This window comes from Arthrobacter gandavensis (assembly GCF_015355785.1).
In the GTDB taxonomy this organism is placed as follows: Bacteria; Actinomycetota; Actinomycetes; order Actinomycetales; family Micrococcaceae; genus Arthrobacter_B; species Arthrobacter_B gandavensis_A.
This window is the reverse complement of record NZ_JADKYW010000003.1, coordinates 678,031-696,956: the sequence shown is the minus strand read 5'-3', so window position 1 is coordinate 696,956 and position 18,926 is coordinate 678,031. Positions and strand designations below refer to the sequence as shown.

The 18,926-nt window shown below is 67.0% G+C and carries 19 protein-coding genes; 7 read left to right on the top strand and 12 right to left on the bottom strand.

Annotated elements, in window-relative coordinates:
• Positions 1 to 103 precede the first annotated feature (103 nt).
• A complete protein-coding gene (locus ITX31_RS04505) occupies positions 104 to 340 on the top strand; it encodes a YegP family protein (RefSeq protein WP_091607647.1) in 237 nt (78 codons plus the stop codon).
• A gap of 81 nt (positions 341 to 421) precedes the next feature.
• Here ITX31_RS04505 and ITX31_RS15960 read toward each other — a convergent pair whose 3' ends face one another.
• Positions 422 to 553: a hypothetical protein gene (locus ITX31_RS15960; protein ID WP_267240582.1), complete on the bottom strand. Its 132-nt coding sequence runs from the start codon at positions 551 to 553 to the stop codon at positions 422 to 424.
• Between the two features lie 127 nt (positions 554 to 680).
• On the opposite strand from ITX31_RS15960, the gene ITX31_RS04500 reads away from it, so the two are divergent.
• A complete protein-coding gene (locus ITX31_RS04500) occupies positions 681 to 2,348 on the top strand; it encodes an FAD-binding dehydrogenase (RefSeq protein WP_194782237.1) in 1,668 nt (555 codons plus the stop codon).
• 124 nt (positions 2,349 to 2,472) lie between these two features.
• Here the strand turns inward: ITX31_RS04500 and ITX31_RS04495 are convergent, their stop codons facing one another.
• The 3 genes from ITX31_RS04495 to ITX31_RS04485 all read right to left on the bottom strand — a co-directional run bounded on the left by ITX31_RS04495 (position 2,473) and on the right by ITX31_RS04485 (position 4,601).
• A complete protein-coding gene (locus ITX31_RS04495) occupies positions 2,473 to 3,030 on the bottom strand; it encodes a hypothetical protein (protein WP_194782236.1) in 558 nt (185 codons plus the stop codon).
• Between the two features lie 177 nt (positions 3,031 to 3,207).
• Positions 3,208 to 3,999 (bottom strand): anti-sigma factor, encoded by a 792-nt coding sequence (locus ITX31_RS04490; RefSeq protein WP_194782235.1) that lies wholly within the window; start codon positions 3,997 to 3,999, stop codon positions 3,208 to 3,210.
• On the bottom strand, positions 3,996 to 4,601 hold the full coding sequence (locus ITX31_RS04485) for a sigma-70 family RNA polymerase sigma factor (RefSeq protein ID WP_228528950.1): 606 nt from the start codon (positions 4,599 to 4,601) through the stop codon (positions 3,996 to 3,998). The genes ITX31_RS04490 and ITX31_RS04485 overlap by 4 nt, the downstream gene beginning before the upstream one ends.
• Before the next feature lie 239 nt (positions 4,602 to 4,840).
• Between ITX31_RS04485 and ITX31_RS04480 the strand changes: the two genes are divergently transcribed.
• Together ITX31_RS04480 and ITX31_RS04475 are read left to right on the top strand one after the other, a co-directional pair.
• Complete coding sequence (locus ITX31_RS04480; RefSeq protein ID WP_194782234.1) at positions 4,841 to 5,623, top strand: hypothetical protein; 783 nt, start codon at positions 4,841 to 4,843, stop codon at positions 5,621 to 5,623.
• Entirely contained in the window at positions 5,616 to 6,263 is a 648-nt protein-coding gene (locus ITX31_RS04475; RefSeq protein ID WP_323745580.1) for a class F sortase, read from the top strand. Before ITX31_RS04480 ends, ITX31_RS04475 begins: the two co-directional genes overlap by 8 nt.
• Before the next feature lie 9 nt (positions 6,264 to 6,272).
• On the opposite strand, the gene ITX31_RS04470 is transcribed toward ITX31_RS04475, so the two are convergent.
• Positions 6,273 to 6,872, bottom strand: coding sequence for a GNAT family N-acetyltransferase (locus ITX31_RS04470; RefSeq protein WP_194782233.1), 600 nt, complete (start codon positions 6,870 to 6,872; stop codon positions 6,273 to 6,275).
• Positions 6,873 to 6,973: 101 nt separating this feature from the next.
• Between ITX31_RS04470 and ITX31_RS04465 the strand changes: the two genes are divergently transcribed.
• The gene (locus tag ITX31_RS04465; RefSeq protein WP_194782232.1) at positions 6,974 to 7,603 is read left to right on the top strand and encodes an FMN reductase; all 630 of its coding nucleotides are present in this window, start codon (positions 6,974 to 6,976) and stop codon (positions 7,601 to 7,603) included.
• A gap of 48 nt (positions 7,604 to 7,651) precedes the next feature.
• On the opposite strand, the gene ITX31_RS04460 is transcribed toward ITX31_RS04465, so the two are convergent.
• Positions 7,652 to 8,449, bottom strand: coding sequence for a cyclase family protein (locus tag ITX31_RS04460; protein ID WP_194782231.1), 798 nt, complete (start codon positions 8,447 to 8,449; stop codon positions 7,652 to 7,654).
• 165 nt (positions 8,450 to 8,614) lie between these two features.
• On the opposite strand from ITX31_RS04460, the gene ITX31_RS04455 reads away from it, so the two are divergent.
• On the top strand, positions 8,615 to 10,303 hold the full coding sequence (locus ITX31_RS04455; protein WP_194782230.1) for a thiamine pyrophosphate-binding protein: 1,689 nt from the start codon (positions 8,615 to 8,617) through the stop codon (positions 10,301 to 10,303).
• 40 nt (positions 10,304 to 10,343) lie between these two features.
• Here the strand turns inward: ITX31_RS04455 and ITX31_RS04450 are convergent, their stop codons facing one another.
• On the bottom strand, positions 10,344 to 12,080 hold the full coding sequence (locus ITX31_RS04450) for a glycerol-3-phosphate dehydrogenase/oxidase (RefSeq protein ID WP_194782229.1): 1,737 nt from the start codon (positions 12,078 to 12,080) through the stop codon (positions 10,344 to 10,346).
• 119 nt (positions 12,081 to 12,199) lie between these two features.
• Between ITX31_RS04450 and ITX31_RS04445 the strand changes: the two genes are divergently transcribed.
• Positions 12,200 to 13,186, top strand: a complete 987-nt coding sequence (locus ITX31_RS04445) for a sugar-binding transcriptional regulator (RefSeq protein WP_194782228.1) — start codon at positions 12,200 to 12,202, stop codon at positions 13,184 to 13,186.
• Here the strand turns inward: ITX31_RS04445 and ITX31_RS04440 are convergent.
• The 5 genes from ITX31_RS04440 to ITX31_RS04420 all read right to left on the bottom strand — a co-directional run bounded on the left by ITX31_RS04440 (position 13,155) and on the right by ITX31_RS04420 (position 18,810).
• A complete protein-coding gene (locus tag ITX31_RS04440) occupies positions 13,155 to 13,865 on the bottom strand; it encodes a DUF4166 domain-containing protein (protein WP_194782227.1) in 711 nt (236 codons plus the stop codon). The genes ITX31_RS04445 and ITX31_RS04440 overlap by 32 nt on opposite strands.
• On the bottom strand, positions 13,862 to 14,581 hold the full coding sequence (locus tag ITX31_RS04435; RefSeq protein WP_194782226.1) for an SRPBCC family protein: 720 nt from the start codon (positions 14,579 to 14,581) through the stop codon (positions 13,862 to 13,864). Before ITX31_RS04435 ends, ITX31_RS04440 begins: the two co-directional genes overlap by 4 nt.
• Before the next feature lie 46 nt (positions 14,582 to 14,627).
• Positions 14,628 to 15,080 (bottom strand): MarR family winged helix-turn-helix transcriptional regulator, encoded by a 453-nt coding sequence (locus ITX31_RS04430; RefSeq protein WP_194782225.1) that lies wholly within the window; start codon positions 15,078 to 15,080, stop codon positions 14,628 to 14,630.
• Positions 15,081 to 15,122: 42 nt separating this feature from the next.
• Positions 15,123 to 15,374, bottom strand: coding sequence for a hypothetical protein (locus ITX31_RS04425; RefSeq protein ID WP_194782224.1), 252 nt, complete (start codon positions 15,372 to 15,374; stop codon positions 15,123 to 15,125).
• 136 nt (positions 15,375 to 15,510) lie between these two features.
• On the bottom strand, positions 15,511 to 18,810 hold the full coding sequence (locus ITX31_RS04420) for an SNF2-related protein (RefSeq protein WP_194782223.1): 3,300 nt from the start codon (positions 18,808 to 18,810) through the stop codon (positions 15,511 to 15,513).
• Positions 18,811 to 18,926: the final 116 nt, after the last annotated feature.

Below are 18,926 nucleotides of genomic sequence, written 5' to 3'. Positions count from 1 at the left end.
ATCCTGTATCGGCAGCCCGGAGTTGCTGCGGAAGGGGTCCCAAAATCACTAAGTCGGCTTAGTATTAATGGCACTGAAGGTACCCCTTACAAGGAGGTAAGAGATGTCGGGCTACTTTAAACTGGTTGACGCCCATGACGGCGCATTCCGGATCAAGCTCATTTCCGGAGATGGAGCACTGATGGCAGTGTCCGCGATGTTCCCCACCAAGGAAGCTGCGGCCGCAGGTATTGAGCAGCTGAGGGAAATCGCCGGTACCGGGCCGGTGGTGGACCACAGCAAGGACGCCGACGTCGTGGCGGACGCCAAACGCAATACCGGCAGGGCCAAAGCATCCTGACCTGGCCCTGCCCCGTAGTCTTACTGGAAAGGCCTTTCGATCCCGGCTCCCCTGGGGGCATCGGGAACGAAAGGCCTTTTTCTACGACTGGCCCTCGTCGCCTTCCGCGGCGTTCTGTGCGTGATCCCTCAAGGAGTCTGGCTGGGTCGATTCCCCGCCCTCTGACGGTTCCTCATTGTGGGTCCGGTCTTCGTCATTCGGGGTGGTACTCATGAGTGCCTCCGTAGCTGGTATCCGGCAACTGCCTTTCCAGTCTAGGAACCTGCCTGTGCTCCCAACAGGGTTGACGCCGCGAGGACATCCCTAGGCAGGCGATCCATCTGCCGGTAGCGTTTGGCGGATGCAGCCAAGAGACGCGGATGTCATTGTGGTGGGTGCCGGGCTTGCCGGCCTGGTAGCCGCAGCCGAGCTGGTTGACGCCGGACGGTCGGTGATCCTGCTGGAGCAGGAAGGCGAGCAGGGACTGGGCGGCCAGGCCTGGTGGTCCTTCGGCGGCCTCTTCTTCGTGGACTCCCCGGAACAGCGCCGCCTGCGGGTCAAGGATTCAGTGGAACTTGCCTGGCAGGACTGGCAGGGGACAGCCGGCTTTGACCGCAAGGAAGATTACTGGCCGCGCCGCTGGGCCGAGGCATACGTCAATTTCGCGGCCGGGGAGAAGCGGGCCTGGCTGCATCAGCTGGGACATCGCGTCTTCCCCGTTGTCGGCTGGGCAGAACGCGGCGGCTACGGTGCCAGCGGACCCGGGAATTCCGTCCCGCGGTTCCACATCACCTGGGGAACCGGGCCCGGCATCACCGCACCGTTTGTGGCCAAGGTGCGCGCCGGCGTCGAGAGTGGACTGGTGCGGCTGGCCTGCAACCACCGGATGGATTCGCTGGTCAGCACCGCAGGCACCGTCACCGGGGTCCGCGGGACAGTGCTGGAGCGGACGACGACGCCGCGCGGCCGGACCGCGGAGCGCACCGCGGCGGGCGGGTTCGAATTTTCCGCCGGCGCCGTCGTCGTGACGACGGGCGGTATTGGCGGCGACCATGACCTGGTGCGTGCTGCCTGGCCGCAGCGGCTTGGCTCGCCGCCCAAGACGATGCTGAGCGGGGTTCCAGGACATGTGGACGGCCGCGGGATCATCGCTGCGCAGGGCGCCGGAGGCCGGGTGATCAACCCGGACCGGATGTGGCATTACATGGAGGGGATCCGGAACTGGAATCCGGTGTGGCACAACCACGGCATACGGATCCTTCCGGGGCCGTCATCGCTGTGGCTTGATGCCACGGGGAAGCGCCTGCCGGGCCCGCTCTTTCCCGGATTCGACACGCTCGGGACGCTCGGGCACCTGCGCGGCACGGGGTATGACTATAGCTGGTTTGTGCTGAACAAGGCCATTATCCGCAAGGAATTCGCGCTGTCAGGATCGGAGCAGAATCCGGACCTGACCGGTAAATCCCTTCGCGGGGTTCTTAGCCGCGCCACCGCCGATGTCCCCGGGCCGGTGCAGAAGTTCCTGGAACACGGGGAGGACTTCCTGACGGCCGGCAGCGTTCCGGAACTGGTGGCGGCCATGAACGAGCTGGCCAAGTCCTCGACGGACGGTGAGGCGCCGGTGCTTTCTGCGGAGTCCGTGCTAGCCGAGCTGCAGGCCCGGGACCGGGAGATCGCCAACCCGTTCAGCAAGGATGCGCAGATCACGGCCATTCGCGGGGCCCGGACTTATCTGGGGGACCGGCTGATCCGTACCGCTGCGCCGCGGCCCATCCTTGAGCCTAGGGACGGGCCTTTGATTGCCGTGCGGCTGTCCGTGCTGACCCGCAAAACCCTCGGTGGGCTTGAAACCGACCTGGACTCGCGGGTGCTTGGCACGGACGGGACACCGGTGCCCGGACTGTTTGCGGCCGGGGAAGCCGCCGGGTTCGGCGGCGGCGGGATGCACGGGTACCGGTCGCTGGAGGGAACCTTCCTGGGAGGCTGCCTCTTCAGCGGCCGAGCCGCCGGACGGGCCGCCGCCCGCTGACGCGGCCCGCTGACGCCGCCCCGAGAACCTGCCTGGCGAGAACTCCAGGGGCCCGGGGACGGATCAAGACGTTGGGCCGGTACCGCAGCTGCGGTACCGGCCCAACGCATACCGCCCGAGGAAGCTAGGCTCCCGGGTTGTACTTCTTGAACTGGCGGTAGGCCTTGGAGCCGTTGAAGTATTCGGTGGAAGGCTTCATCCAGAGCATGATCACCGCGGCGACGGGCAGCAGCACGCCGAGGACCGACAGGACCGCCATGAGGGAGCCGGCCGTGGTCAGGTTGACCAGCCCAAACAGGCCCAGGACGGCGAAGACGGTGGCTACGATGCGGGCCCAGTTGTAGCCCTTGCGGATGAACAGGGCAACCAGCAGGGCGATGGCCAGGCTGACGACCGAGAAGAACACCGTAGTTGCAACGGAGATCGCGATGATCCCGTCCATTTCCGAGGGGCTGATGGCCACGGTGCCGGTCTCGGCGATCGAGTTCCGGAAGCCGTCGGAGTTCATCCAGGAAATCGTCACCGGGATGCTGATTGCTGAGACGACGGCCGCTGCAATCAGCAGCCAGAAGCCCAGGTCAACCTGCTTGGGACGCACCGGTGCCGGCGGCGCTGCCGCAGGCTGATTGCCGGCATAGGCGTTGTAGCTGTAGTTGTTTGCCGGAGGCTGCTGCTCGGACATAATTCCCCTCATAAGTGTCTGCGATGCGGTTGAGTGCCGGCGGCTGCAGGATCCGACGGCGCATGACCAAGCCAGCCTAGCCGCAGGATGCCGTTCAGTCCTCCCCACTAAGGCTGAAATCTTCGGCATTGTTTCCGGGAGGAACTGCGCCGCAAGGACTACGGCGCATGCCTGACACTAAATTTCCGCTGCGGCCACCACGGGAAAGGTGGGCGTCGTCGAGCCGCCGGCCGGTTCAATGGTCAGTGCCACTGTTCCGGCACGCGAGACGTCACCGCTGAGCCACACCCGGACTGCCCCGCCGCCAAAGTGCACGTCGGGGACGGGGGTGTCGTCTTCCAGCAGCCACAGCTGGTACTCGCGGTCCGCACCGGGATCGGGGAGGTCCCCGGCCAGGAACAGGGCAGCGTCCTCCTGTTCCGAGACGAGGAGGGTCGACTGCTGCCCGTTCACGTCCAGGCGCTGAACCGAGAGGTCCGCAGCGGCAAGGAGGCGGTCTTCGCGCGACTGCTGCTGCGCCTGCTGCTGCTGGCCCTGCTCCGACTGTATGCCCAGGGCCCACCCGGCCAGGCCTGCGGCCGGCAGCAGCAGGGCTGCCGCTGCGGCGGCCAGCAGCACCCGGCGACGTCGGCGATGGAGGGGGATGGGCGCATCCGCCGGCGCTGCATGGTCCCTGCCGCTGACATCGAGGGGCCGGGTGTGGTCAGCCGGCTGCTTGCGGGGGCCGGGAGCCGGACGGGTGCCGTGAATGGACGCGAGCACTGAAGAGCGCAGCTCCGCGGGAGGCTCCTGCTCGGCTCCGGCGGCAAGATGCGCCGACACCTCAGCGAAGTCCGCGACCTCGGAGCGGCAGCGGGCGCAGCCGGCAAGGTGTTCTTCGAAGGCCGACCGCTCGGCCGGATCCAGGGCATCAATGGCAGAAAGCGGAGCCAGTTCGTGAACCCCGCTGCCGGGATACTGATCGTTCATCGCCGTCCCCCCAGAGCCGATCTCAGGCTGTTCAATCCGTCCCGAATCCGGGCTTTCGCGGTCCCCAGCGGGATATCCAGCGCCCTGGCAACCTCCTGGTGGGTGCACCCGCCGTAATACGCCAGGGCAACCGCCTCGCGCTGGAGCGGGCTGAGCGTTCCCAGCCCGTTCCGCACTTCCTGGGCAGCCATGGACTGCTCCACCTCCTCCCAGGTTTGGTCCGCCGCCGTCGTTGGGCGCTGATCCTGATACGTCTGGTCCCGGGTCCGTTCACTGGCAACCTGGCGAACCCGGTCCACCGCCCTCCGATGGGCCATGGTGCAGAGCCAGCCCATGACCGATCCCCGGGACGGGGCGAAACGCGCCGACTGTTCCCAGGCCATCAGGTAGACCTCCTGTACCACCTCGGCGGCGATTTCAGGAGAACGGGTTATCCGTACTGCTAAACCGTAGACCCTGGCGGACGTGGCGTCGTACAGGTCCGCAAAGGCGGTTTCGTCTCCGCCCGCGCTGCGGCTCACCAGGCCGGCCAGATCCACAGCGGTCCGGCCCATGAGGGGGACGCCGTACTGGTCGCCCGGCGCTGTACCCGGCTCAGTCATCGGCTTGCACTGCCCATCCCTTTCGACGGCCCTATCGGCGGCGGCATCCGCTACGGGGTCAGCAGACGCGCTCAGGACCTGAACTCTGCCATATCGGGAGGCCGCTGTGCCAGCCGGTTCCGCTACGCACCCGGCCGGCAAAAGTTTTTCTGAAACGGACCCATCCGGATGCTGCGCGGCTCCGAACTCCCTTTGCATTCACACCGATTTGCAGACTCATCAGACGAAGGAAACCGATCATGAATACAAAGCTGCGGCTCCTCGCCGTTCCCACCCTTGCCCTTGGCGCCCTGGCACTCTCGACAACTCCGGCGCTTGCCCACGGACCGGATTCATGGTCCGGCCAGGCAACCCTGAACAGCTTGAACAATTCGGGCACCACCGGTCAGGCAATGGTGGAGGTGCACGGGACCGAAGCCAAAGTGACGGTCAACGTTACCGGCGCGGCAGAGACCTTCATGGACGGACCCTTCCCCCACGCCCAGCACATCCACATTGCCGCGCAGGGCGTCTGCCCCGGCATGGACGCGGATACCGACGGCGACGGCGTCGTCAACACCACCGAGGGGCACCCGTTCTACGGACACATCGGTACCTCGCTCACCACGGAAGGGGACACCAGCGCTGACTCAGGCCTGGCCGTAGAGCGTTTCCCGGGCGGATCTGCGTACAACTACGAGCGGACCTTCGAAGTGAACCCGGAGACCGCCGAGTCGCTCGAGAACGGTACGGCAGTAGTTGTGGTCCACGGCGTGGATCCCTCGAAGATGCCGGAGGCAGCAGCGGCCAAGATGTCAGACCTGGACCCGTCCCTGCCTGCCGCAGCCACCCTCCCGGCAGCTTGCGGCACCGTTGCGGTCTCCCAGATGGGTGCCATGCCTGAGGGCGGTGCTGACACCGGCGTCGAAACCGCCACCGGCGCCGGCGCGGTAGACGGAACCACCCTGGCAGCAGCAGGCGCAGGTGCCGGAGTGCTGGCCCTGGCCGGAGCCATGTTGGCCCGCCGCCGCGCCCGTGGCTAAGCACCAGGCAATCCACAGCGGACACCGCGCAGGACTCATCTCCTGCGCGGTGTCCCTGTTGCTGGTGCTGGGTGGCTGCTCGGCGGCCCCGGCCCCGGCACCGGATTCAGCGTCCTCCGCTGCGCCGTCGTCCGCGGCAGCTGTTCCCGCGCCGGCACCGTCCGGCACCGGGGCGGTAACTCCCGAACCGGTTCCACTTCCGCTGAGCCTTGCGATTCCGGCCACTGGAACGCAGGGCGACCTGCTGCATCTGGGACTCCGCGAGGACGGCTCCCTGGAAGTTCCGCCGGAAGGCCCGGGAGCTCCGGCCAGCTGGTATTCGGGCTCGCCGGCCCCGGGCCAGCCCGGCCCGGCGGTACTCCTGGGGCATGTGAACGCTACCGGCGGTGGCCCGGGCGTCTTCGCGGACCTGCGCTCCCTGGTGCCCGGGGACGTCGTGGAGGTGGGACGGCAGGACGGAACCACCGTGCAGTTCACGGTTGAACGGGCCGAACAGTACGGCAAGGACAGTTTTCCTACCCTGGAGGTTTACGGAAATACCGCCGGCGCGGAGCTGCGGCTGATCACCTGCGACGGTTTCGACCCCGCGACGGGAACGTTCGATGACAACTACGTTGTGTACGCCGCGATGCGCGGGTAACAGCCTTCGCTAGCGGAGCCCGAGCCGGTGCCTCAGTCCCAGCCGGACCGATGACCATTCGCTGTCCAGGATAGAGAACACCACCACGTCACGGCGGGAGCCGTCCAGCCACAGTTCGTTCGACCGCAGCACCCCGTCCTGCTTGGCGCCGAGGCGGGCGATCGCCGCCCGGGATGCATGGTTGTGCCAGTGGGTTCGGAATTCGACGGCGATGCAGTCCAGGTCCTCAAACGCACGGGAGAGGAGCAGGTACTTTGCCTCTGCGTTGACGGATGTCCGCTGGGCGCCCGCCGCCAGCCAGGTGGAGCCGATCTCTACCCGGCGGTGCTCGGCCTTGATGTTCATATAGGTGGTCATGCCGCACAGTGCACCTGTGTCCAGGCGCCGGACCGCCCACGGTGCCATGCTCCCCGCGGCCTGCTGCCGCAGCCGGGATTCCACCTCCGCCGCCATGCCGTCCGGGGTGGGAATGCGGGTGTACCAGAGGTTCCAGAGTTCTCCGTCTTTCACGGCGTCAGCCAGCTCCGGGACGTGCTCGAAAGACAGAGGCTCCAGCCGGACGGCGCCGCCCTCGAGCACTGCGGGTGTGGAGAACGGATTCGCATGCATGGGATTCATCCTAGGCAGGGGAGGGAATTATTGCGGGGTACGCACCGTTGCCGAGATAGATGCAATAGCATGCATCTATTGGACGTAAGGAAGGTGCCGTTGTGGCCGAACGCAGGATTGTCGCAGTAACCGCCGGACTGGGTGTGCCCTCTTCCAGTCGAATGCTGGCAGACCAGCTGGGTGCGGCGGCCACGGGCCGCCTCGAAGAGCTGGGGCACGAAGTCGTTGTCACCACCTACGAACTGCGCGAGTTTGCCGTGGATATCGCCAACGCGATGGTGTCGGGCTACGCGGCGCCCAAGCTTGAATCCCTGCTCAACGACGTGGCCGACGCCGATGCGCTGATTGCGGTTTCCCCCGTCTTCAGTGCTTCCATGAGCGGCCTCTTCAAGTCCTTCTTCGACGTCATGGATAAGGACGCCCTAGATGGAAAGCCGGTCCTGGCCGCAGCCACCGGCGGAAGTGCCCGGCACTCCATGGTGCTGGACTTCGCGCTGCGTCCGCTCTTTGGCTACCTGCGGGCGCGGGTGGCGCCCACCGCCGTCTATGCAGCCCCGGATGACTGGGGTGCCGGCAGCGACGGCGTTTCCGCCCTTGACGACCGGGTCCGCCGTGCCGCGGCGGAACTGGTAACCCTGCTCGGGGACGCCCCGGCTTCCCGGCCCCGGCGTGACGCGAACGAGTCGCTGCCCTTCGAGCAGCTGCTGGCCCAGATCCAGCCCCGCGGTTAGCCGGAGGCGGCCCCGGCCCGATGCCCGGGTTTCTCCCGCTCCACGGAGTTATCTCCGCTCAACGATTGCCAGAACCCGGGCCGGGCTGGCGGTACCGCCCACGATCTTCAGCGGCGAGACAACCACCATGGCGCCCGTAGCCGGCAGCTTCGCGAGGTTCTGCAGCAGCGTCACGCCGTACTTGTTGTTGCCCAGCAGGTAGTAGTGCGCCGGAAACGGCGGATCGAAGGCACCGGCGTTACCGGCGTCGATCCCCACGGTCTCCACACCCAGGCCGGCAATCGGGGTCTCCTCCGCCAGCCACTTCGCGCAGGCGGCGGAAATGCCGGGGGTGTGGGATCCGGAGTCGTCGAAGTTCAGGAACGCATCGGCGTCGTCAATGAACTTGTCCCAGCCGGTGCGCAGCAGCAGCCACGCGCCGCCGGGCAATGAGCCGTGTTCCGCTTCCCAGGCCTGGATGTGCTCCGGCTCCACCAGGAAGTCCGGATCCGCGGCTGCCTCGGCACTGAAATCCAGCACGACGGCGGGGCCCACCAGCCGGCGCACGGGGATCTGGGAGACGTCGTCCCCGTCCCGCCCGGTGATCCAGTGCGACGGCGCGTCCACGTGGGTGCCAATGTGCTCGCCGGTGTGGATGTTGTTGTGCTTCCAGAACGGGCCCGGCTCGTCGAAGGCGCTGACCTGCTCCAGGCTGAAATCGATCAGGTTCACGAACGGGTCCGGCAGCTTCAGCGTGGGAATTCCTGCGGAAAGCGGTGCGGTGAGGTCCACGACCTCCAGGGCGCCGCCGTCGAGCGCCCCAATCAGGCTCTGGAGCAACCCGGGTTCAGTGCTGGGAAGAGACATGTTCGGTTCCTGTCCAAGGGTGAAAACGTTTGCCTGAGAATACCGGGGAACCCCGCCGTGCGGCCCGACTGGGTCGCAACATGACGCAGGACCGTTTGGGCCGGGGCGGCTGGGCGGTCCTAGGATTCTGGTAGACCTCGCCCGCGCAATCCCAGGAGTCAGACGTTGGACCAGACGAACATTGCCGGGCTCATAGGCCGCACGCTGGCCCAGCTTGGCGCCGCCCAAGCCTTTGGAGTGGTGGGCAGCGGCAACTTCCACCTGACCAACGCGCTGCGGGAGCACGGCGTGCCGTTCACCGCCGCGCGGCACGAGGGCGGCGCGGCAACGATGGCCGATGCCTATTCGCGCATGTCAGGGCTGGTTTCGATCCTGACCACACACCAGGGCTGCGGCCTCACCAACGCGGCCACCGGCATCGGGGAGGCCGCCAAGTCCCGGACACCAATGATTGTCCTGACCGCCGACGCCGCCGGTTCAGCCGTGCGGTCAAACTTCCGGATCGACCAGGACGGGCTGGCCCGCAGCCTGGGGGCGGTGCCGGAGCGTGTGCACTCAGCCCGGAGCGCCGTCGCGGACACAGTCCGCGCGTTCCGGACCGCGCAGAATGAACGCCGCACCGTAGTGCTCAGCGTTCCCCTGGACGTCCAGGCGCAGCCCGTTCCCGCCGGTACGCCCGGCCGGGTGCCGCCGGTGGCGCCCACCGGGGCGGGCAGGCCCGCTCCCATCCTGGTGCGCGGGCTTGCGGACGTGCTCAGCACCGCGAAACGGCCGGTTTTCGTCGCCGGCCGCGGTGCCCGGCACGCCGCCGACGAGCTCAAGGCCCTTGCCGCCCAGTCCGGCGCCCTGCTGGCCACCTCGGCCGTGGCGAACGGTCTGTTTGCAGGCGAAGAGTTCAACCTGGGCATCTCCGGCGGATTCTCCACTCCGGAGACGGCGGCCCTGATCCGTGACGCGGATGCGCTCATCGGCTGGGGCTGCACCCTGAACATGTGGACCATGCGCCACGGCACGCTGATCAGCCCGGACGCGGTAGTGGTGCAGGTGGACCTGGAAGATTCGGCGCTCGGCGCCAACCGGGAAATCCACCTCGGCGTGATCGGTGACTGTGCTGCCACCGCCGCGGACGTCCTGGCCGAGCTGCAGGCCACCGTGCCCGTGCCGGCAGCGAAATACCGCACGGCCGAGACCGCAGCCCGCATCGCCGCAGGTGCGCGCTGGCAGGACGTGCCGGTGGAGGACCTTTCCACATCCGAGCGGATCGACCCGCGGGTACTGACCCTGGACCTGGATGCGCTGCTGCCCGCCGAGCGCCTCGTCTCCGTGGATTCGGGCAACTTCATGGGCTACCCCTCCACCCACCTGTCAGTTCCGGATGAGTTTGGTTTCTGCTTCACCCAGGCCTTCCAGTCGGTCGGCCTGGGTTTGGGCACCACCATCGGTGCTGCGCTGGCCCGCCCGGACCGGCTCCCCGTCCTGGGCACCGGGGACGGCGGATTCCTCATGGGCATCTCGGAACTCGAGACCGCCGTACGCCTGAACCTGCCGCTCGTGGTGATCGTCTACAACGACGCCGCCTACGGGGCAGAGGTGCACCACTTTGGTGCTGCCGGCGACGGCGCCATGAACGACGGAGCAGCGGCGGACCTGGCAACCGTGACCTTCCCGGATACCGACATTGCAGCTCTCGCCCGCGGCTACGGTGCGGACGGCATTACCGTCCGCACCCGCGCGGACCTCGCCGCCGTAACCGGCTGGCTGGACGGCCCGCGCACCGCACCGCTGGTGATCGACGCCAAGATTGCGTCCGACGGCGGCGCCTGGTGGCTGGCCGAGGCCTTCAAGGGACACTAGCCGGATCAGCAGGATCCGGCCGATCGCTTAGTTCACGGCGCTAGTTCACGCCGTGCGCCACGGCCTCGATAACCCCCGGCACCTCGGAGCGCACGGTCGCAGCCGTGTGCTCGTCCGCGATCGCAGCGGCGGCGTCCTGGGCCTCGCTGCGAGCACGGTAGGCCCGTACCTCGGCGTCCCGGCGGGCCTGGTCCCAGCCCAGGGCTTCGGCGGCCAGGTCGGCGATCTCCTCGACGGCATCCAGGCCGTGATTGGGAGCTTCCCAGGTCAGGCGGGTACGAACGTCGAACAGGTCTTCCAGGTGCAGTGCGCCCTCATGGGTGCAGCCATGCACGATTTCAGCACGCAGGTAGGCAGGGGCTCCCCGCAGCGGGGCGGCCAGTTCGGGCTGCCCGTCCACGAGTTCGGTGATCTCCGTGATGGCGGAGCCGTAGCGGTCCAGCATCCGGATGACCTGCTGCCCGGTCCAGCCGTACTTTGCGCCCAGCGCGGCGGCCTGGCGGGTCAGCGGCAGGTAGCCGTCGGCGCCCAGCAGCGGAGTCTTGGCGGTCACCGAGGGCAGTTCCCTAGCGCGGTCACCGAGCGCCAGGTCCACGGCGTCCTCGGCCATGACCCGGTACGTCGTGAGCTTGCCGCCGGCGATCGCGATCAGGCCGGGCAGCACCTCGGTCACCGTGTGTTCGCGGGAGATCTTGGTGGACTGCTCGTCCCCCTTGGTGCCCGGTTGCAGCAGCGGGCGCAGGCCGGCATAGGTGCCGATCACGTCGTCGCGGGTCAGCGGCTTGTCCAGCACCACGTTGGCGTGCTCAATGACGTAGTCGATGTCCGCGCTCGTGGCCACGGGCGTCGACAGTTCCTGATGGTACGGAGTGTCGGTAGTGCCAATGATCCAGTAGCGCTCCCAGGGAATTACGAACAGCACGGACTTTTCGGTCTGCAGGATCAGGCCGGACTCGCCGGAGATCCGCTCGCGCGGGACGATGATGTGGATGCCCTTGGAGGCAAGTACCTTCAGTCCGCCGTCGGCGCCGGCGAGGTCCTGGGTTTTCTCGGTCCACACGCCGGTGGCGGTGATCACGGACTTGGCGCGGACGGTGCGCTCGCGGCCGGTCTCCTGGTCGCGGATCACGGCACCGGACACCCGGCCGGAGGCGTCCTGCGGGAAGGAGACGGCTTTGGCCCGGGTAACGGCCGTGGCGCCCAGGCGCGCGGCGGTGCGGACCAGGGTCAGGACCAGGCGGGCGTCGTCGACCTTGCCGTCCCAGTACTTGATGGCACCGACCATGCTGCCGTCCTTGACGTCGGGGAAGGCCTCCTTGACGCCCTTCATGCCGAGGTGGCGCTGGATCGGCATGGTGGCGTTCTTGGCGCCGACGTGCGCGAGGGTGTCGTAGAGGCCGATGCCGGCGGCGACGTAGGGGCGTTCCCAGGCGCGGTGGGTGATGGGGTAGAGGAACGGCACGGGCTTGACCAGGTGCGGTGCCAGCGAATCGAGCAGCAGTTCGCGCTCGCGCAGGGCCTCGGCTACCAGCTTGAAGTCCAGCTGCTGCAGGTAGCGCAGGCCGCCGTGGACCAGTTTGGAGGACCACTGGGAGGTTCCGCCGGCCCAGTCCTGGGCTTCGACAATGGCAGTGCGCAGACCGCGGGAGACGGCGTCCAGGGCGATACCGGCGCCGGTCACCCCGCCTCCGACCACGAGGACGTCAAGTTCGGGACCGTCGGCGAGCTCGTCCAGGACGGCGTCGCGGTTTCCAGCTGAGGGCAGGCGAGGTGACATGGGGGTGGCCTTTCGCTTTCGGGCCGGACCGTTGGCCCGGAGTCTTCGTCGAACCATAGGCCTCGGCTGGGAGTACGATCAACGTAGATGAACGGATGTGCACACTCGAAGGGAAAGCCATGCACGAAGATGCCGAGCTGTACCGGGCAGCGGAGCTGTACTACGTCCAGGGCGCGACCATGGATGCGGTCGCGGAACGGTTCAATGTCTCCCGCTCTACCGTCTCTCGCATGCTGCAGGCGGCCCGGGAGCGGGGGATCGTCCGCATCACCCTGACCGCGCCGGTGGACACCCGCAGTGAACTGGTGCGGATCCTGCAGAAGTCCTTCGGAGTGACCGCCTATCTGGCTGCGGCTCCGGCTACCGCCTCCGACGCCAAGCGGCTGGACTCCGCAGCGAGGCACGCCGCGGTGCTGATCCATGACTGGTTCTCCGACGGGATGACCATGGCTGTGGCCTGGGGAACCACGACGTCGGCGGTTGCTGCCGCGCTCCAGCCGAAGCTGACCCGGGACGCGACCGTGGTGCAGATGAACGGCGCGGTCAGTGCCCGGTCCGCGCAGTTGAATGCCTCTCCCGGACTGCTGCCGCGGATGGCGGCTTCCTTTGATGCCGCGCTGATCCAGTTTCCTGCCCCTGCCTTCTTCGACCATGAGCGCACGAGGGAACTGATGTGGCAGGAATCCACGGTGCGGCGGGTGCTGGCGGTACGTTCCGAGGCTGACTTGGCGGTGTTCAGCGTGGGTGCGTTCGAGGGCCCCTCGCCGTCGGAGGTATACAGCGGCGGCTACCTCACCGAGGACGCGTTCCGGGAGTTCGCGGCGCACCGGGTGGTGGGCGACGTGTGCACGGTGTTCCTTCGCGAGGACGGCAGCTACGCGGACATCGGCCTGAACCGCCGGGCCTCCGGGCCCACCCCGCAGGAGCTAAAGCGGATTCCCCGCCGGCTCTGCGTGGTCTCCGGGGACCACAAAGTGCCCGGGCTGATCGCAGCCCTGCGCGCCGGCGTGATCACGGACCTGGTGCTCGACGACGGCACGGCCCGCACGCTGACGCGCCAGCTGTCCCGGAGCATTAGTCCCGGAGTTCCTCCCGGACGGGTTTGAGCCGGGCCGGTACCGCCGTTCCGGTGACGGGTGGAAAGGTGCAGGTAAACTCGCCGCGGTAGCCGAAGATGAATCCGAAAACCGGGTTCCGCACCTGCAGCTGGATCGTGTAGGCCTGCCGCTCGTCGTCGTACGCTTCATGAAGATCTGCCGCGCCGGTCAGGAACCGGGGAATAGTGAAACTCACCGGCCCCTCATGGAACCGCAGTGCTCCGGTGCGCAGGTGCAGTGAGCCGTCTTCGCGGACGGACAGGTCCAGCTCCGTGGCCAGATGCTGATGCGTGCCGAGGTAATCCACCACAGTTCCCCGGGTACTGCTGTAGACCATGCTGGCGTCGAAGCGCCGCGGCCGGCCCGGCCGGACTTCCAGGGTGCGGGTGAACGTCACGGTTGGGCGGCCGAATCCGTCCACGTATGGAAAGTTCTCGATGCTGAACGGCACGTTGCTGCCGTGCTCCGGAAAGAGGATGTTACGGAAAGCACCGAACTTCAGGAAGGGCACGGTCCACCATGATCCGCGGCGGACTTCGGAGAAAACGCCGTTGCCCACACAGGCATAGCCTGCGGCCGGATCCACGCCGAAACGCCGCTGGAGCATGGGATGCAGCCTGTCGAAATCGGCGCCGAGGGCCCGGGCGAACATCGACTGTCCGGTTGGACGTTCCGGGAGCCTGCTCATGCCGGCTCCGGCAATGCAGCAAGGGAAGCCGGTGGGCGGGAGGAATGCCTGTCCGGCGGCTGCCTGCGGCAGTGCGCTGCCCGGGGGACACTGCTGCCCGCCGGCAACATCCCGGCGCAGGCCACCGCGGCGACGGCCGCGAACGCTGTTCCGGCACGAGGGTACCGAAACAGCAGGTACAGTGCGCCCGCCGCGGCCGCGGCGCGGAGTCCTGCGTCCACCAGCCAGGCACGGCGGGCCCGTTCGGGCAGGATTCCATCTTCCGCCCAGAGCCGCAGCCGGTCGAAACTCCACGCCGTTGCCCACCCAAGTGCGGGGCGGATGAGCGGCCCGTCCAGCCAGCGGCCCAGCCGTCCCCAGCCGGGGGAGTAGTCGTAGCCGGTGATGAACCGGATGCCGTCCGGCCCGGGGATGTACCGCCAGTATCCAGCGCCCGGTCCAATCGGGGAGAGCACGTCCCGGGTGGTGAACTTCAGGACGGAGGTCGCCTGGCCCTGGTCTCCGGTCCGCGTGCCGAGGGAAGTTCCGGTTCCGTGGATGGTGTGAACGGGAAGCTTGAACTCGTACCTGAATTGCTGCGGCACCGTGCCGGGAGCAGGAATGATCGCGGTAAACCTCAGGTCCCATCGGGGATGGCTGGACGGGTCCTGGGTGAGTTCCCACAGCCGCTCCAGCGGTGCCCGGACCGGTATTTCGACATAGACCTGTTTCCCCATGTCAGGAGACTACCCGTCCACGCGGTGCCGTCTCCGGGACAGGCAGTCACATGCCGGGCGTGTCCTGGGTGTCCGGGCCGTCCTTCCAGCCCAGGTTGGCGGCCATCCGCTGCATCACGGAAACCAGAGCGGTGTACTCTTCCTCCGAAACATCTTGCGTCAGCTGGTCCCGGATGCGCTCGACGGCGCCGCGGAGGTTCTCCAGGCTGCGCGCCCCGAGATCGGTCAGCGAGTACTGGCCCTCGCGCACCGCAACCCAGCCGCTTTCGGCCAGCTCCTCGATGAGTTCTCCGGACGTGCCGGCTTCCACAGCGGGAAAGAAAGGTTTGAGCTGGTCGGAGAGTTCCTTTTCGCTTGCCGGTCCGTTGGTGAGCAGGTTCATCATCTGCCACTGCCGCCGGGTGACACCGTGTTCTTCAAAACTCGCGCCGAACTGCTCATCGACCAGCTGGTCCAGCAGTTTGAGCCAAAAGCCTATGGGACGTTCCTGGGTAGCCATCCACCCACTGTACAAACCGGGACCGGCGCTGGGAATGGCAGCTTAGAGGCGGGCCTGCGTTCCGCAGGAAGGGCAGGGTCCGGAGCGCGCCAGTTCAACGCAGACCACGCAGATGGGCAGATGTGCGTTGTCGCTGCGGAGCGGCCGGTTGGGCATCTCCTTGCCGCAGTACGGGCGGGGCTTGCGGGCACGCTGCATGGCCCGCCGCTTGCAGGGCGTGCAGAAGACATGCACCAGTTCATCACTGTCCGCCGGTGGTGCCTCGACGGGGCGGACGGCTTCCTTCAAGCTCATGGAATCCAACTTACCGAGTTCTACATATTGTAGAACTTGGTGCGCCGGCGTGACAGGCGCGTGACCATGCGGATTCGGGACAGATAGCTGTGCCTGAATTCATGGGAGGCTGTGGCGCAGGCGGCGTGCCTGGGCCTTACTGCAGCAGTTCCCGAATGTCCTCTGCGGTGAGTGCGGAGCTGAACACCGCGTCGTCGTCCATCACCGAGGAGAACAGGGCAGCCTTCTGCTCCTTGAGGGCCATGACCTTTTCCTCGATCGTTCCCCGGGCCACCATCCGGTAGACCATCACTGAACGCTTCTGCCCAATCCGGTGCGTGCGGTCCACCGCCTGCGCTTCCGTTGCCGGGTTCCACCAAGGGTCCAGCAGGAACACGTAGTCGGCCTCGGTTAGGTTGAGGCCGAACCCGCCGGCCTTCAGGCTGATCAGGAAGACCGGAGCCTGGCCGTCCTTGAACGCTGAAATCACTTCGGCACGGTTGCGTGTTGACCCGTCCAGGTAAGCGTAGGCAATTCCGGCGTCGTCCATCCGCTGGGCCGCGAGCTTCAGGAAAGACGTGAACTGGCTGAAGACCAGTGCTCGGTGTCCCTCGGCTGTCACGTCTTCCAGCTGCTCCAGCAGTGCATCGAGTTTCGCGGACGGCACTCCGGAGTTCTCCGGATCCACCAGGGACGCATCAAGGCTCAGCATGCGCAGCAGGGTCAATGACCGGAACACGATCATCCGGTTGCGGTCCATGTCCTGGATCAGGCCCATCAGTTTCTGCCGTTCGCGCTGCAGATGGGTCTCGTAGATCTTGCGGTGCTTGGGGGTGAGGTCCACTTCCAGCACCTGCTCCTGCTTGGCGGGCAGGTCCGAGGCGACGGCTTCCTTGGTGCGGCGCAGCATCAGGGGCTTGATGCGGCGGCGCAGCTTGCCCAGCTGGGCCATGTCCTGGGATTTTTCGATCCGCCGCTGGTATTCCTCGGCGAAGCGCCGGGGGGAGGGGAATAGTCCCGGAGCCACAATGGCGAACATGGACCAGAGTTCCATCAGGTTGTTTTCCATGGGCGTGCCGGTGATGGCCAGTTTGAACGGCGCCGGAAGCTCCCGGGCACACTGGTTGGCGCGCGTAGTGCGGTTCTTCACGAACTGCGCCTCGTCCAGGATCAGCCCGTCCCAGTCCTGCACCCGGTAGGCCGCGAAGTCCAGGCGGAACACGGCATAGGACGTCACCACGATGTCCGCACCGGAGATGAGGTCCCCCAGCTTGCGCCGGGATTTGGCACTGGTGTCCGGGATGGAGACTGTCCGCAGGCCCGGCGTGAACCGCGCGGCTTCGGAAATCCAGTTGGGGACCACCGACGTCGGAGCCACGACGAGGAACGGGCGGACGGCTTTCCCGCCGGTGCCGGGGGCCTGCTGCTCGCGGGCGCGGGCGATCAGCGCCAGGGTCTGCAGGGTTTTGCCCAGTCCCATATCGTCGGCCAGGACCCCGCCCAGGCCGTGTTCCCAGAGGAAGGCCAGCCAGTTGTAGCCCTCCAGCTGGTAGGGGCGCAGCTCGGCGTTCAGTCCGGACGGGAGCGGGACGGGCTCCACGGATTCAAGTTCCAGCAGCCCGCCGACTGCGCTGCGCCATGCTGCGGCCTGTTCGGTTTCCTCGGCCAGTTCCTCCAGTTCTGCCCAGAGCCCGGCCTGGTACCGGCTGATGCCCAGCTCGCCGGTGTCCCATTCCTGCAGCGCCTGGGCTTCCTCGATCAGGGCATGCAGCCGTTCGAATTCGGGGCGGTCCAGGGAGAGGTAGGTGTTGTCCACCAGCTTGATCTTGGTCTTGCCCTTGGCAATGGCCTTGAAGACGTCGGCGAAGGCTACCTGGCGGCCTTCCACCGTGATCATCACAGCGAGGTCGAACCAGTCCCGGCGTTCGGTTTCAACGGTGGTGATCTTCAGCTGCGGTGCGGAGGTCAGCTCACGGTAATCCGGCCGCTCTCCGAGGATGTCTACCCGGATGCCGTCTGCCTTCTGCAGTTTAGGCAGCGTGTACTCACTGAACTCGGCGGTCTCGATCTCGTGCAGCACGGTGTTGTGCGGAGTCCTGCCCAGCACCTGGCGGGCCGAGTCCAGCAGTTCCGTTTCAGCTCCGACGTCCCGTGCGGCCGGATCCGCGGGGGAGGGCCTGCTGTCCAGCGGTATCCGGGTGGAAGAGGTGCCCTGCCGGTATTCGAATTCCCATTCCAGCGCCAGCTCATCCTCCGGCTGGAACCCTGCGGTGAGCACCAGGACGGGCGGCTCGACCTCGGGGAACCGGACCGACTCGTCACTGCTGGTCACCGGAATGACCTGCCGGAGCTTGGGGTAGAACTTTTCCAGGAACAGTGCGGTGTCCGACTCCGGGATGGTGACGGGTGCGTTTCCAGCCAGGAGGGTGCGGTCCTGTTCCGTGAGCGTCCGCGGGCTGGGCGCCAGCAGGATCAGGCCGCCGGCCGACTGCACGTACAATCCATGGCTGCCAATGATCCCGGCGGTGTCCAGCGGATAGGACTGCCCGTCAATTTCCAGGCTGGGAAGCAGCTGCAGCGGTGCCGCTGCTTCGGTTTGGGCTGAGCGCACGTCCAGCGCCAGGACGGCCTCGGAGCCCACCTGCACGCTGATATCCTTCTTGGTCCCCACGAATTCAACACCCAGCCGCCGGGCTTCGGCCAGCAGCTGCCACAGCAGGGGATTGGCGAAGTCGTCCAGATAGAGCCAGGAGTCATTCTGGCCGAAATAGCTGACGCCGTTGGAGCGGTGCAGGGCCGGGAACTGGGAGAACCAGCGGTGTTGTTCCGCGTCCAGTTTCAGGCCGTAGGTCTGGTAGGCAAGGTTGGTCCAGGCGAGGTTGTTCTTCACCCACGCGCCGCGGGCATTGCGGACCACCGGGCGGACACCGAGCCGCCAGGCCGGTGCCCGGACGCTCGGGCGGGCAGCCGGCGGCGGCCCCCACACACCGGAGGCACCGCCGTCGCGCCGGCGCAGCTCGAACTGCAGGCCCAGCGGTGTGACCTTGACGGGACCGCTGTCCGCCGAGCCCGCCAGCAGATCCTGGAGCGAAGCCTGCCAGGCCGGCACTGCCGGTGCGGAGGAGGCGCTGCGCAGTTTTTGCCGGCCAATGAGGTGTTCCGTGTTGCTGTGCAGGGCCACGGCGGCAACATGTTTGCAGTCAAAGCCCACCGGGCAGCTGCAGTGGTTGTCCACCAGTCGGTAGTCGCCCTGCCGTTTGGCTTCCAAAACCAGCATCGTGCTGTACGGCGTGTTGGCGTGGCCGTGCACGCGGGCGCGCAGCACGCCGCCTGCGGCGTCCCAGTCCAGGGAGTCAACCGCCCCGCCCTTGGCATAGCCCTGCCCGCGCTGGAACGCGGAGCCGCCGACCACGCGGATGATGTCGGTGACATCGATCAGGGGCATGGTGGCGGGCATGGTTTTATCGTCGCACGCACTGCCGACACTCCCCACGCGCGGACGTCGTTGCAGGTCGCAGCTGGGAGGCGCCGCCGTTTGGCCTTTTGCTGCAGCCGCTTGATAGCATCACCTGT

Excerpts from the sequence above, each read along its gene's own strand:
- ITX31_RS04505 (WP_091607647.1), top strand. The coding sequence starts at position 104 with ATGTCGGGCTACTTTAAACTGGTTGACGCCCATGACGGCGCATTCCGG.
- ITX31_RS15960 (WP_267240582.1), bottom strand. The coding sequence starts at position 553 with ATGAGTACCACCCCGAATGACGAAGACCGGACCCACAATGAGGAACCG.
- ITX31_RS04500 (WP_194782237.1), top strand. The coding sequence starts at position 681 with ATGCAGCCAAGAGACGCGGATGTCATTGTGGTGGGTGCCGGGCTTGCC.
- ITX31_RS04495 (WP_194782236.1), bottom strand. The coding sequence starts at position 3,030 with ATGTCCGAGCAGCAGCCTCCGGCAAACAACTACAGCTACAACGCCTAT.
- ITX31_RS04490 (WP_194782235.1), bottom strand. The coding sequence starts at position 3,999 with ATGAACGATCAGTATCCCGGCAGCGGGGTTCACGAACTGGCTCCGCTT.
- ITX31_RS04485 (WP_228528950.1), bottom strand. The coding sequence starts at position 4,601 with ATGACTGAGCCGGGTACAGCGCCGGGCGACCAGTACGGCGTCCCCCTC.
- ITX31_RS04480 (WP_194782234.1), top strand. The coding sequence starts at position 4,841 with ATGAATACAAAGCTGCGGCTCCTCGCCGTTCCCACCCTTGCCCTTGGC.
- ITX31_RS04470 (WP_194782233.1), bottom strand. The coding sequence starts at position 6,872 with ATGCATGCGAATCCGTTCTCCACACCCGCAGTGCTCGAGGGCGGCGCC.
- ITX31_RS04460 (WP_194782231.1), bottom strand. The coding sequence starts at position 8,449 with ATGTCTCTTCCCAGCACTGAACCCGGGTTGCTCCAGAGCCTGATTGGG.
- ITX31_RS04450 (WP_194782229.1), bottom strand. The coding sequence starts at position 12,080 with ATGTCACCTCGCCTGCCCTCAGCTGGAAACCGCGACGCCGTCCTGGAC.
- ITX31_RS04445 (WP_194782228.1), top strand. The coding sequence starts at position 12,200 with ATGCACGAAGATGCCGAGCTGTACCGGGCAGCGGAGCTGTACTACGTC.
- ITX31_RS04440 (WP_194782227.1), bottom strand. The coding sequence starts at position 13,865 with ATGAGCAGGCTCCCGGAACGTCCAACCGGACAGTCGATGTTCGCCCGG.
- ITX31_RS04435 (WP_194782226.1), bottom strand. The coding sequence starts at position 14,581 with ATGGGGAAACAGGTCTATGTCGAAATACCGGTCCGGGCACCGCTGGAG.
- ITX31_RS04430 (WP_194782225.1), bottom strand. The coding sequence starts at position 15,080 with ATGGCTACCCAGGAACGTCCCATAGGCTTTTGGCTCAAACTGCTGGAC.
- ITX31_RS04425 (WP_194782224.1), bottom strand. The coding sequence starts at position 15,374 with ATGAGCTTGAAGGAAGCCGTCCGCCCCGTCGAGGCACCACCGGCGGAC.
- ITX31_RS04420 (WP_194782223.1), bottom strand. The coding sequence starts at position 18,810 with ATGCCCGCCACCATGCCCCTGATCGATGTCACCGACATCATCCGCGTG.